Source organism: Aminobacter sp. P4_D5 (assembly GCF_056401815.1).
Genome location: NZ_JBFUIP010000054.1, coordinates 21,875 through 34,675, shown reverse-complemented (window position 1 = coordinate 34,675; position 12,801 = coordinate 21,875). Strand labels below are relative to the sequence as shown.

General features: G+C 61.6%; 13 protein-coding genes and 1 pseudogene. 1 reads left to right on the top strand and 13 read right to left on the bottom strand.

Translation table 11 applies throughout. The features are described from left to right. The 13 genes and pseudogenes from AC1DWF_RS14115 to AC1DWF_RS14055 all read right to left on the bottom strand — a co-directional run. A pseudogene (locus AC1DWF_RS14115) lies at positions 1 to 415 on the bottom strand (ABC transporter permease); the annotation flags it as partial. A 58-nt stretch (positions 416 to 473) separates the two neighbouring features. Continuing rightward, entirely contained in the window at positions 474 to 1,385 is a 912-nt protein-coding gene (gene osmF, locus AC1DWF_RS14110; RefSeq protein ID WP_476786213.1) for a glycine betaine ABC transporter substrate-binding protein OsmF, read from the bottom strand. A gap of 154 nt (positions 1,386 to 1,539) precedes the next feature. After that, on the bottom strand, positions 1,540 to 2,742 hold the full coding sequence (locus AC1DWF_RS14105; RefSeq protein ID WP_476841784.1) for an MFS transporter: 1,203 nt from the start codon (positions 2,740 to 2,742) through the stop codon (positions 1,540 to 1,542). Further along, positions 2,739 to 3,239, bottom strand: coding sequence for a transcription antitermination factor NusB (gene nusB, locus AC1DWF_RS14100; RefSeq protein WP_476786215.1), 501 nt, complete (start codon positions 3,237 to 3,239; stop codon positions 2,739 to 2,741). The genes AC1DWF_RS14105 and nusB overlap by 4 nt, the downstream gene beginning before the upstream one ends. Then, positions 3,236 to 3,700, bottom strand: coding sequence for a 6,7-dimethyl-8-ribityllumazine synthase (locus AC1DWF_RS14095; RefSeq protein WP_476786216.1), 465 nt, complete (start codon positions 3,698 to 3,700; stop codon positions 3,236 to 3,238). Before AC1DWF_RS14095 ends, nusB begins: the two co-directional genes overlap by 4 nt. Before the next feature lie 116 nt (positions 3,701 to 3,816). After that, positions 3,817 to 4,434, bottom strand: a complete 618-nt coding sequence (locus AC1DWF_RS14090) for a riboflavin synthase (protein ID WP_476788662.1) — start codon at positions 4,432 to 4,434, stop codon at positions 3,817 to 3,819. Beyond that, positions 4,434 to 5,555 carry a bifunctional diaminohydroxyphosphoribosylaminopyrimidine deaminase/5-amino-6-(5-phosphoribosylamino)uracil reductase RibD gene (gene ribD / locus AC1DWF_RS14085; RefSeq protein WP_476786065.1) on the bottom strand — a complete coding sequence of 374 codons (1,122 nt, stop codon included), beginning with the start codon at positions 5,553 to 5,555 and terminating at the stop codon, positions 4,434 to 4,436. Before ribD ends, AC1DWF_RS14090 begins: the two co-directional genes overlap by 1 nt. A 3-nt stretch (positions 5,556 to 5,558) precedes the next feature. Next, positions 5,559 to 6,023 (bottom strand): transcriptional regulator NrdR, encoded by a 465-nt coding sequence (gene nrdR, locus AC1DWF_RS14080; protein WP_109576858.1) that lies wholly within the window; start codon positions 6,021 to 6,023, stop codon positions 5,559 to 5,561. A 201-nt stretch (positions 6,024 to 6,224) separates the two neighbouring features. Continuing rightward, positions 6,225 to 7,526 carry a serine hydroxymethyltransferase gene (gene glyA / locus AC1DWF_RS14075; protein WP_476786063.1) on the bottom strand — a complete coding sequence of 434 codons (1,302 nt, stop codon included), beginning with the start codon at positions 7,524 to 7,526 and terminating at the stop codon, positions 6,225 to 6,227. Between the two features lie 176 nt (positions 7,527 to 7,702). Beyond that, a complete protein-coding gene (locus AC1DWF_RS14070; RefSeq protein WP_476788642.1) occupies positions 7,703 to 8,956 on the bottom strand; it encodes a L,D-transpeptidase family protein in 1,254 nt (417 codons plus the stop codon). A gap of 415 nt (positions 8,957 to 9,371) precedes the next feature. Beyond that, on the bottom strand, positions 9,372 to 9,887 hold the full coding sequence (gene ldtR / locus AC1DWF_RS14065; protein WP_109576855.1) for a transcriptional regulator LdtR: 516 nt from the start codon (positions 9,885 to 9,887) through the stop codon (positions 9,372 to 9,374). A gap of 215 nt (positions 9,888 to 10,102) precedes the next feature. Further along, a complete protein-coding gene (locus tag AC1DWF_RS14060) occupies positions 10,103 to 10,495 on the bottom strand; it encodes a DUF6163 family protein (protein WP_476786513.1) in 393 nt (130 codons plus the stop codon). 26 nt (positions 10,496 to 10,521) lie between these two features. Continuing rightward, complete coding sequence (locus AC1DWF_RS14055) at positions 10,522 to 11,565, bottom strand: enoyl-CoA hydratase/isomerase family protein (protein ID WP_476788641.1); 1,044 nt, start codon at positions 11,563 to 11,565, stop codon at positions 10,522 to 10,524. Between the two features lie 138 nt (positions 11,566 to 11,703). Here AC1DWF_RS14055 and hemB point away from each other — a divergent pair, with 138 nt between their 5' ends. Then, on the top strand, positions 11,704 to 12,735 hold the full coding sequence (hemB, locus tag AC1DWF_RS14050) for a porphobilinogen synthase (protein WP_476841783.1): 1,032 nt from the start codon (positions 11,704 to 11,706) through the stop codon (positions 12,733 to 12,735). Positions 12,736 to 12,801 lie beyond the last annotated feature (66 nt).

The window sequence follows — 12,801 nt, the reverse complement described above, 5'->3', positions numbered from 1 at the left end:
CGGCAACGCGCCCGACCGGCGACAGTTGCAACCTCGTCAGGACGTCTGCAAGCAAAAGGGTAAAGGCAAAGATCAGAAGCCAGAAGCCCGACGCCGGCGAGATGCGGGCGAACGTATTGCCCTCCGGCGTCAAGTGACTGCCGGCGACGCCGATCAGCAGCGCAAGCGACACAAGCGCCAAGACACTCGCACCCAGGCGCGCAGCCAGCGGTGTCTTGAAGAGCGCGACAAGCCCTACTGCCATCAGCATCGCCAGAAGGGCCGCCCCCACGGGTGACGGCAAGGCCTCGATAATCGAGCGCGGTTCACCTGCTACAATGCGGTTGGCGCGAAAAGTGGCGAATGGCGCCACAACAGCACCATAGGCGGTGATTGCGGCAATCACCACGCCAAGCTTGTCGAACCTGATGCCCACGACTGCGATGCGTCCCCGGTTCCGTCGGCGCGCCCATAGGAGGCGCGCCAATGGAAGCTTACTTCAGAAAGCCGTTCTTCTTCAGGAAATCTTCGGCAACGGCCTTGGCCGGCTCACCGCCGACCTGAACGCGGCCGTTGAGTTCCTGCAGCGTGACCAGATCGAGCTTTTCGAACACCGGCTTGAGAAGGGTTTCGATCTCCGGATGCTGCTTGAGGACAGCTTCGCGGATGATCGGGGCCGGCTGGTAGACCGGCTGCACGCCCTTGTCGTCGCTGAGAACAACCAGGCCCGAAGGCGCGATGCCACCGTCCGTGCCATAGACCATGGCGGCATTGGCGCCGTTGGTCTGGTTGGCGGCAGCACCGATGGTGGCAGCCGTGTCGCCGCCCGAAAGGGTGATCAGCTGTTCCGGCTTGAGGGTGAAGCCATAGGTGGTCTGAAAGGCCGGAAGGGCTGCCGCCGAGTTGACGAACTCGGACGAGGCCGCGAGCACGACAGCGCCGCCGCCAGCGACGTATTTGCCGAAATCGCTGAGGGTGGCGAGCTTGTTGGTCTCGGCCACATCCTTGCGCAGCGCGATCGCCCAAGTGTTGTTGGCCGGCGACGGCGACAGCCAGACGATCTTGTTGGCGTCATAGTCGAGCTTCTTGGCCGTCTCGAAACCCTTGGCGGCATCCTTCCAGACCGGGTCATCGGCCTTTTCGAAGAAGAAGCCGGCATTGCCGGTATATTCGGGATAAATGTCGATTTCGCCGGCGGTAATCGCCTTGCGCACGACGGGCGTCGCTCCAAGCTGGATGCGATCGGTGGTGGCGATGTTGTTGGCATCGAGCACGGCCTTGATGATGTTGCCGAGCACGCCACCTTCGGTGTCGATCTTGGAAGACACCACCACCTGCGCGTTCGCCGCGCTGGTGGCGAGGCCGAGCGCGATGATCGCAGCGGCGATTGTACTGGTTTGACGCATAATGAAGCCCCTTCTCGTTCCCGGAATTCGGTGGCGCATATGAGCATGGCGGCCAGCTTCCGTCGGGGCATACGGTTTCACAATGCGCAGGGGCTGCGCAATATTTTTTTGTAGTTCGAAGAAATCGGCAGCCGTGACTGCCGACATCCTCCTGTCAGGCGGTTTGACGCTGACGCGTCAGCGACAGAGCCACAAGCGCCGCCAGGCAGACGGCGCAGACAGGGAAGACGATCCAGGCCAGCATCTCCCAGCCATAAGCGTTGTAGACAGCACCGGACATYAGCGAGKCCAAAGCGACGATGCTGAACAGGACGAAGTCGTGGAAGCCCTGGACCTTGCCTTTTTCCGATGGGCGATAAGCGGTCGAGACGATGGCGGTTGCGCCGATGAAGCCGAAGTTCCAGCCAAGGCCGAGCAGGATAAGCGATGTCCAGAATTGCCACAACGCGATGCCCGACAACGCCACGATGGCGCAAACGATCAGCAGGAACAGGCCCAGCGCCACGATGCGCTCGGCGCCGAAACGCTGGATCAGGCGGCCGGTGAAGAAGCTTGGGCCAAACATCGCCATGACGTGCCAGGAGATGCCGAGCGTCGCCTCGTCGGGTGAAAACCCGCAGCCGACCATGGCGAGCGGCGCACCGGTCATGACGAAGGTCATCACGGCATAGCTGCCGACGGCGCAGACGAGAGCCGCGGCAAAGCGCGGCTGGGTAACGATTTCGAGCAGCGGGCGCGCATCGGCCTGCGAGATCGCGTCGTGCGCTTCCGTTGCGCCCTTCACCTTCAGGAACGACAGGATGACGGCGCCAACCGCCGCAAGGCCAATGATCGCGGCAAAAGAGCCGGCGAACATGACGGGCGCGAACAGTTCGCGCGTGAAGATGACGATCTGCGGACCAAGAATGGCGGTGATGATGCCGCCAGCGAGCACGAACGAGATCGCATTGGCCTTGAACTGGGGCGGCGCGTTGTCGGCGGCCGCAAAGCGGAACTGCTGGACGAACGCACTGCCGACGCCAAGCATCAGCAGGCCGAAGACAAAAAGCCAGAATTCCGAACGGAAGAGGCCCAACGTTGCGAGGGCGCCACCGGCTGCGGTGACGGCGGTGCCGAACATGAAGCCGTGACGCTGGCCGAGGCTGCGAATGATCGCAGCCGCCGGAAGTGCGCCAAGTGCCAGACCAACGCTGAAACCGGTGATCGGGGCGGTTGCCAGCGACTTGTCGGGTCCAAGGAGATAGTAGCCCGCCAGGCCACCAAGCGAAAAGGCAATCGGGGCGGCAGAGCCTATGATGGCTTGCGATGCGGCGAGAATGTAAGCAGTTCGCCGCGCGTCGCGTTCGCCACCGGTCATAATGCGTCCTTGCCCTTACCCTCGCCGCGCAGCTTTCGGGAAACGCGATCAAGCACGGCATTGACGAGCTTGGGCTCGTCGTCTGCATAGAAGGCCTTGGCGATGTCGACATATTCCGACACGATCACGGCCACAGGAACGTCCTGGCGCTTCATCAGTTCGAAGACACCGGCACGCAGGATGGCGCGCAGCGTCGAATCGAGCCGCGACAGCGGCCAGTCTTCGGTCAAAGCCTGGCGGATGACCGGGTCGACGATCTTCTGGTTTTCGACCACACCGGCGAGGATAGCCCGGAACCACTGGGCGTCGGCCTCGCGGTAGAGCGCGCCGTCGACTTCCTTGCCAAGGCGGAACGCCTCGTATTCGGCGGTGATTTCGAGCAGGCCGCTGCCGGCGACGTCCATCTGGTAGAGCGCCTGCACGGCAGCCAGACGGGCGGCACCGCGTTTGTTGGCCTGGCGGACGGGCGGTTGGCCGTTATCTTCAGGAGACGTCACGAGCGTGCTGCTCCAAGTTTTTCGCGCAAGGCGATCATGGTGAGGGCTGCCCGCGCGGCAAAGCCACCCTTGTCGCCCTCGGTGCGGCGGGCGCGTGCCCAAGCCTGATCATCGTTTTCGACAGTCAGGATACCGTTGCCGATGCAGATCGATTCCGCAACCGACAGGTCCATCAAAGCACGGCAAGATTCGTTGGCGACGATGTCGAAGTGATAGGTTTCGCCACGGATGACGGTGCCAAGCGCGACATAACCATCATACTGGGTGCCTTCGTCATCGGCTGCGTCGAGCGCAAACGAGATCACGGCCGGAATTTCGAGGGCGCCAGGAACGGTCACCACATCGTAGGAAGCGCCGGCGGCGTCCAGAGCAGCCTTGGCGCCGTCTAGCAGCGCATCTGCGAGGTCGTCGTAAAAGCGCGCCTCAACGATGAGGAGCTTCAGTTTCTTGTCGTTGGCCATGTCAAATCTCCGGCAGGAGCGGCTGACTTAGGCCGAACCCGATGAGTTCGCAAGCGAAGTGTTAAGCACTGTGGCAGGAAACCGCTGGCCGGTCGACCAGCGGCTGGCGCCTCGTGTCAAAGCCCTTCGCTGGCCGCCTCGGCTAGGCGCGCGGCATAGCGCGCCATGGTGTCGATCTCGAGATTGACGCGGTCGCCGACCTTGCGCTCGCCCCAGGTCGTCACCTGCAAGGAATGATGAATCAGCAACACATCGAAGCGCGTGCCCTCGACCTTGTTGACCGTCAGCGACGTGCCGTCGAGCGCGACGGAACCCTTCGGCGCAATGAATTTGGCCAACTCGCGCGGCGCCTCCAGGCGGAAACGCACCGCTTCGCCCTCATCCTCGCGCGCCACGATCTCGGCCATGCCGTCGACGTGTCCCGAAACGATGTGGCCGCCCAGCTCATCGCCGATCTTGAGGGCGCGTTCGAGATTTATCTTGCGACCGGACGCCCAGTCGCTCGCCGTGGTCAGGCGGAGTGCTTCTTCCCAGGCCTCGACCTCGAACCAGCGAGCATTCGAAGTATCTTCGGGCAACGTGACGACAGTCAGGCAGACACCGGAGCAGGAAATCGACGCACCGATGTCGATCTTCTTGGGATCATAGGCCGTGTCGATGCGCAGGCGCACGCCCTGGTCGAGCTGAGTTGCAGACGCGACTGTACCCACGTCGGTAACGATCCCGGTAAACATCAGATTTCCCTTATCCATTCAGCGAAGTGGTCCTCACCGAAGCGCGCCTCGCGCACCAGCTCGAACCCTGCCGGTATATGGTCGCGGCCGATAGGCGCTGCAATGCCGTCGCGACCAATCGCTTCGGGTCCGTAAAACAGTGCGATGCGGTCGACGAGGCCCTCATCGAGAAAGGCGCGCGCTGTGTCGGCCCCGCCTTCGACGATGATGCGCGACATGCCGTGATTGCCCAGATCCTCAAGCAGTTCGGGCAGTGCCACGCGCCCGTCATAGGTCTCGGTCGCGAGGAATTTCACGCCGGCGCGCTCCAGTTCCGCCCTGTTGGTCGTATGGATTTCCGAACAGGCGGCGACGAGCACCGGCACATCATTGGCCGAGCGAGCGAGTTTCGACGTCGCCGGCAACCGGGCCAGCCTGTCGAGCACGATGCGCGCCGGCGAACGCGCCCTGAGCCCCGGCAAACGCACAGTCAACTCGGGATCGTCAGCAAGGGCGGTGCCGATGCCAATCAGGATGGCGTCGGTTTCGGCGCGCATGATGTGAACCTGGCGGCGAGCGATCTCACCGGTGATCTCGATCTGGCCCTGGCCTCGCCTGCCGATCATGCCGTCGGCGGAAAGCGCAAGCTTCAGAATCACTTCCGGGCGCTTCCTCACGGAGCGATTCATGTAACCGGCAAGCTGGTTGGAGGCTTCGCGGGCAAGCACACCTTCCCTGACCTCGACGCCGGCGCCTCGGAGGATGGCATAGCCTTTGCCGGAAACGCGTGGATCCGGGTCGCTTGCGGCGCCGACAACGCGTGTTACGCCTGCGGTGACCAGCGCATTGGCGCAAGGCGGGGTACGGCCGTGATGAGCGCAGGGCTCAAGCGTGACATAAGCGGTGGCGCCACGCGCCAGGTCGCCTGCTTCAGCCAAGGCTTCGGCTTCGGCATGCGGCCTCCCGCCTATGGCGGTGACACCGCGTCCGACGATAACAGGTCCAGAACCATCGTCCCGGACGATGAACGTGCCCACCGCCGGGTTGGTCGAAGTCAGTCCGAGGTGCTTTCGCGACAGCCTAAGTGCGGCTGCCATGAAACGGCGGTCTATCCTGTCCTGCGTGGATGCGTCGTAGACCATTGCTCAGCTGGCTTCCTCGTCGCCCTTGAGCTCGCCCAACACTTCGTGGAAATCCTTGGCCTCGCGGAAGTTACGGTAGACCGAGGCGAAGCGCACATAGGCAACGTCATCGAGCGACTTCAGCGCCTCCATGACCAGCCGGCCGATCTCGCCGGAAGGGATTTCGCTTTCGCCGGAGCTTTCAAGCTGACGGACGATGCCGGTCACTGCACGCTCGATGCGCTCGGGATCGACATTACGCTTGCGCACCGCGATCTCGACCGAGCGGGCAAGCTTGTCGCGATCAAACGGCACCTTGCGTCCGGATTTCTTGAGCACGACGAGGTCGCGGAGTTGAACACGCTCGAATGTGGTGAAGCGTCCGCCGCAGACCGGGCAGATGCGCCGGCGGCGGATCGCAGCGCCATCCTCGGCCGGACGAGAGTCCTTCACCTGCGTGTCTTCAGACTGGCAATATGGGCAACGCATCGTTCAGCCTTGTCATTCGAATCCTCGACCGTGAAAGGCTTAACCCATCGGCCCGGAAATCGGAACCATCATCCCAGGATGTGGAGACCGCATTTGCCGATCGACCACCGCCGAAAGAGCAAAAAAGCCCCACCCCTTATATGTCGGGATGGGGCTCCAAAGCTTTCGGGGATGGTTTCGCACCCTCCCCGGCCCGGCATCTTAGCCGAGATAAGGATAAAGCGGGAAGCGCTCGGTCAGGCTGACGACTTTCTGCTTCACCGCCGCCTCGACGGCAGCGTTGCCCTCGTCCGAGTTGGCAGCCTTGAGGCCGTCCAGCACTTCGGTGATCAGCGTGCCGATCTCACGGAACTCGGCCTCGCCGAAGCCGCGAGTCGTGCCGGCCGGGGTGCCGAGACGGACGCCCGAGGTGACGAAGGGCTTTTCCGGATCGAAAGGAATGCCGTTCTTGTTGCAGGTGATGTTGGCGCGGCCAAGGGCTGCCTCGGCGCGCTTGCCGGTGGCGTTCTTGGGCCGCAGGTCGACCAGCATCAGATGGTTGTCGGTGCCGCCCGAAACGATGTCGAGGCCGGTGTCCTTGAGGCTCGCGGCCAGCGCCTTGGCGTTGGCGACGACATTTGCCGCATAGGTCTTGAACTCGGGCTTCAGCGCCTCGCCGAAAGCCACCGCCTTGGCAGCGATGACATGCATCAGCGGGCCGCCTTGCAGGCCTGGGAACACCGCCGAGTTCATCTTCTTGGCGATGTCCTCGTCGTTGGTGAGGATCATGCCGCCGCGCGGGCCGCGCAGCGACTTGTGCGTGGTGGTGGTGACGACATGGGCGTGCGCCAGCGGCGACGGATGCACACCGCCGGCAACCAGGCCAGCAATGTGGGCCATGTCGACCATCAGATAAGCGCCGACTTCATCGGCGATCTCGCGGAAGCGCTTCCAGTCCCAGATGCGGGAATAGGCGGTGCCGCCGGCAAGGATCAGCTTCGGCTTGTTTTCGCGGGCAAGGCGCGCGACCTCGTCCATGTCGAGCAGATTGTCGTCCTTGCGAACGCCATAAGAGACGACCTTGAACCACTTGCCGGACATGTTGACCGGCGAACCATGGGTCAGGTGACCGCCCGAATTCAGGTCGAGGCCCATGAAGGTGTCGCCCGGCTGCAGCAGCGCCAGGAACACGGCCTGGTTCATCTGGCTGCCGGAATTCGGCTGGACGTTGGCGAACTTGCAGTCGAACAGCTTCTTGGCGCGTTCGATGGCGAGCTCCTCGGCAACGTCGACGAACTGGCAGCCGCCATAGTAGCGCTTGCCCGGATAACCCTCGGCATATTTGTTGGTCATGATCGAGCCCTGCGCCTCGAGAACGGCGCGGGAAACGATGTTTTCCGAGGCGATCAGCTCGATCTCGTGACGCTGGCGGCCAAGCTCATTGCGGATCGAGCCGAAGATTTCCGGATCGGCCTCCGACAGCGGGGTTCCAAAGAAGGATTCGAGGTGTTTCGAAGCGGCCATTGCGGAAGATCCTTTAGTCCGGAGGGCATCGGGGAGGTTCGGCGGGCCATTAACACACTTGCCCCAGCGTCGCCACGTTTGCAGCGCGAAATTTCGTTGTCGCTTTGCGCCATAGGGCACTCAAACAAAAAAGGCCGCCCCAAAGGACGGCCTTTTCAAAAATGGTTGTGGCTAGCTCAGAGTGCAGAAGTGATCTGCAGCTCATCAACACCGTCGAGGCCATAGATATCGTCGCGGAACTGGGCGACTCCGTCGCCCGTCGACCATGCCGAGACATAGGTGAAGTAGACCGGTACGGGGTTGGTGACCGGAATGGGCGTGTTCTCGCCCGACTTGATGGTCTGCTCGAAGTGCTGGCGGCTCCAGCCCGGCGTGTCGCGCAGGATCCAGGTAACAAGGTCGCGGACGTTCTGGACGCGCACGCAGCCCGACGAATCGAAGCGCATCATCTTGCCGAACAGGCTCTGCTGCGGCGTGTCGTGCATATAAACGCCGTCGGGGCTCGGGAAGTTGATCTTGACCGAAGCCATCGCGTTGTTGGCGCCGGGGTCCTGGCGGAAGCGATATTTCGCCGCCTCTTCCGTCGACCAGTCGACATTCATCGGATCAACTTCGCTGCCATCCGGCGCAAAAAGGCGAATCTTGCTGTCGGTCAGATAGTTCGGGTTCTTGCGCATCAGGGGGATGATGTCCTTGCGGACGATCGACACCGGCGCATTCCAGTACGGGTTGACGACGATCTCGTTGATCTTCGAGTTGACGATGGGCGACTGGCGATCGACTTTGCCGACGATGGCCGTGTGGCGCAGCACGATGCGATCGTTTTCGACGGCTTCAACCTGGGCAGCCGGAATGTTGACGTTCACATAGCGGTTGCCGAGCTTGCCGGCCTGCGCCTGGATACGGGTGAGATTGGTCTGGAGCTGACCCAGGCGAACCTGGGCGGAGATGTTCATCGCCGCATAGGTGTACTTGCCCATGACGCCATCGGACGGCAGGCCATGCCGTGCCTGGAAGCGATTGAGTGCGGCATCGACATAGGTGTCGAAGGATTGGGAGAGGCCAGCGCGCGGCGACAGGTCACCGGAAACCATCAGGCGCTTGCGCAGCACCACGACATCGGGGTCTTCGTCGCCCAGCTTGAGCTTCTTGTTTGCGGGCACGACTGGCCAGCCGCCCTGAGCGACGATGTTCTGATACTGAGCGATGGCCTGTTGCACGAAACCGATCGTCTGCGGCGAAAAGATCGGCAGCGTCGAGACGACCTTGTCGCCCTGGCTGACACGCGCATCGAACTGATCGTCCCAGTTGCCGCGACGCGACGAACCGAGAACTTCGCCGATCACGTCCTGGGCGCTAGCGGCGCCAGATATGGCGGCCACGGCGATTGCGCCTGCACCGGAGAGAAAGAAACGGCGGCTAGTTTTCATGGACGTTCCAGACATATTCGCGCAACAAAACCGGCAGGAAATTTCCCGCGACGATATGACGACCACACTTAACAATTAGCCAACCATAACCCGACATCACGAACACGTGACTCGCGACTTCTTCGCACGGGTTGCTGACGGCCGAACAGGCAGATCTGGCACATCACAAGTTTTCGATAGGTCATCCGAATATGGCGGCAACATGGCTAGGGCGCCTTCTATTGCATCGCCTCAAGCTAAAAAAGGAAGAGCCGGTGCATTTCTGCAACCGGCCCGGCGACTGGAGGTCGTTCCTTGGGAAGAATGGGAATAGGGCAGTAAGGTAGCAGGGCAGTCAGAAATGGAGCGTGGCACCTGCGGTCTTGCCGACCTATTGCCCCACTGCCTTACTGCTCTATTCCCCTTCCCTGCAGGCTTACATGCGGTAGGCGATGGTGTCGTTCCAGAAGCGGTCGAGGCGCTGCAGGGCGCGGTTCATCTGCTTGAACTCGTCGGTGTTGATGCCGCCGACATGTTCAATCGAGCCGACATGACGATCGTAAAGACCGGCAACGACCTCGGCCACGTCCTGGCCCTTGGGCGTCAGGCTGACCCGAACCGAGCGACGGTCGATGCGCGAACGCTGGTGGTTGATGAAGCCGAGCTCGACCAGCTTCTTGAGGTTGTAGGAGACATTGGAGCCGAGATAGTAGCCGCGTGAGCGCAATTCGCCGGCGGTCAGCTCCGCGTTGCCGATATTGAACAGCAGCAGGGCCTGGATTGCATTGATGTCGCTGCGGCCGTTGCGGTCGAACTCATCCTTGATAACATCAAGAAGACGGCGGTGAAGTCTTTCGACCAGCTGCAGGGATTCCATGTAAAGCGAACGGATAGCTTCGTTACGGTCCTCGGAAACCATGGCGGGCTTAGCCACCTGACGCGAATTGATCATTGTCTTTGCCTCTCTGTTTTCGCCTGGTGACTTTTTTGTTTGATGTCACCTTGATCGCGAACTTATCGAATACCCATAAAATTCGACTTAAACGTCAGGCTTAACAAGGGCTTACCAGGCACTGGTTTCGAAAGAAGGTTAACGAAAACCCTTCCGAGTAAGAATAATTAACCTTGTATTTTATGGGATGGCCCGCAACGCCCTGAAAGCGTTGGCTACTGGGCAGCGCGGCGTCTTTGGAGGTGCAAGACGATCCGGAAGGCGGCGTAAATCAACGCCACCGAAACATGGGCGGCGACGATCAGCGGGCGGCTGCCAAACAGATCGGGGAAGCCCGCATACATGACAATCTCGGTCGCAGCGCAAATGAACCAGATGACCGGCCCCCACGACGACAGCATCCACAGACCAATGGCAGCGAAAGGAAAAAACGCCGACAGTGTCACCGCGGCGACCTGCCAATGAAGCGGCATCAGGTCGAAGCGCCAGAGCGGGCCGTCATAGACGCCGATGAGGCGGACCCAATAGAGAATGCCGAACAGCAGGCAATAGGCCGCCACCACGCGCAGGAACAGCGCAAACGCATTCTCGATCGCGGACGGGTGCATCTCGCGCAGGCGGCTTGCATTGTCGTTCACAGGGCGAGTTCCCCATCGCCGAGCGTTGCAAAATAGCGGTCGATATCGGCCGGATCGACATCGGCGAGCCGTGCGGGCTGCCATTGTGGGGTCGAGCCCTTGTCGATGAGCACGGCGCGGATGCCCTCATAAAAGTCGCGGCCGGTCAGCATGCGGTTCAGTATCCGGAACTCCATGCGCATGCAGTCGTCCATCGACATGGTCAGCCCGGCCTTGATCTGGCGGAAGGCGACAGACAGGCTGGTTGGCGAACGCGTGAGAATGGTTGCGAGCGTCTTGGCGGCAAACTCGCTCGTATCCGCCTCAAGGCTTTCGATGACATCGGCAAGGGTGGGCTTGGAAAAGTGCAGGGCAATGGCTTCGAGAGTATCGCGCTCAGTCTCGCGCTTGGCGGGCCGGAAGAAATTGCGCAGAACCGCTTCCGATTCGCCGGTCTCGCAAAAACGCTCCAGCAGCCCGATCTGCCCGTCTGCCGAAATAGTGTGCGTCGCCAACCCGGACCAAAGCGCGTCGCCATAGCGGATCCGGTTGCCCGTCAGCGCTAGATACATGCCAAAATAGCCGCCGAGATCGGGCAACAGATGGCTGCCGCCGACATCGGGAAAAAAGCCGATGCCAACTTCCGGCATGGCGAATTGCGCGTTTTCGGTCAGCACCCGATGCGAGCCATGGAACGAGATGCCGACGCCGCCGCCCATGACGATACCGTCGATCAGCGAGATGTAGGGTTTGGGAAACCGCGCGATCTGGGCGTTCAACCGGTATTCGTCGGCAAAGAAATCGACAGGTGGGTTGCCGAGGCGGCCGGCGTCATAGACCTGCAAGATATCGCCGCCGGCACAAAACGCCCTACCCTCGGCCTTGACGACGACCAGTGCCACGTCGCTATCCACCTGCCATGCGGTGAGCGCCCGAGACAGCGCCAAAACCATCTTGTGGGTCAGCGCGTTCAGCGCCTGCGGCCGCGTCAGCGTGACGATGCCGGCCGCTCCGGAGCGCTCGAAGCGGATTTCGTCGTCGCCGCCAAAGTCGAAGTCCACTGGAATCCCTCACATTCAAGCTGAGTGTGCAGAGCTAATGTGGAGTGCCGGGGTGCGTCAATGCCGCAGGTCTCATCCTGCATCTTGGTGTTGGGCAAACCAGCATGCTAAAAACTGCACAATTACCGGAGACGACCGATGAACAAGTTCACCCCAGCCAAGGCAGCCGGCGCTCGCAGCGTCGACGAGATCACTGGCAGCCGCCGCCTGCGCCGCATGCGCAAGGCCGACTGGTCGCGCCGCCTGGTGCAGGAGAACCGCCTGAGCGTCGATGATCTGATCTGGCCGATCTTCATCATCGATGGCGAGAACCGGAAGGAAGACATTCCAGCGATGCCAGGCGTGTTTCGCATGTCGGTCGATCTCGCCGTCAGGGAAGCGGAACGCGCGGCAAAGCTTGGCATTCCGGCCCTTGCCACCTTCCCCAATGTCGACATGGGTCTGCGCGACCAAACGGGCGCGCATATCCTCGAGCCCGACAACATCATCAACCGCGCCACCCGCGCCATCAAGGCGGCGGTTCCCGAGATCGGCGTCATCACCGATGTCGCGCTCGACCCGTTCACCAGCCACGGCCATGACGGCATCCTGCGCGACGGCATCATCGTCAATGACGAGACGGTCGCCCAGGTGGCCGCGGCAGCTGTGCTTCAGGCAGCGGCAGGTTCCGACATCATCGCGCCATCCGACATGATGGACGGCCGCATCGGCRSCATCCGCRASGCGCTSGACGACAATGGCTTCCAGGACGTGGCAATCATGTCTTATGCGACAAAGTTCGCTTCAGCCTTCTATGGCCCCTATCGCGAGGCGATCGGCACGCAGGGACTGCTCAAGGGCGACAAGAAGACTTACTACATCGACCACGCGAACTCCGACGAATGCATCCGCGAGGCCGAACAGGATCTCGCCGAGGGCGCCGACATGCTGATGGTCAAGCCCGGCCTGCCCTATCTCGACATCATTCACAGGTTGAAGGAAGAATTCCGCGTGCCTACCTTCGCCTATCAGGTGTCGGGCGAATATTCGATGATCAAGGCAGCCGGCGCCAATGGCTGGATCGATGGCGAAAAGGCGATGCTGGAGAGCCTGCTCGCCTTTAAACGCGCCGGCTGCGACGGCATCCTGACCTATTTCGCGCCGGAAGTGGCGCAGATGCTGAAGGGCTGAGTTGCCTGCCTACAACATGTCCAGCAGTTGCTGTATTGTGAATGGCATGAACAGGTCGGAGCAGTC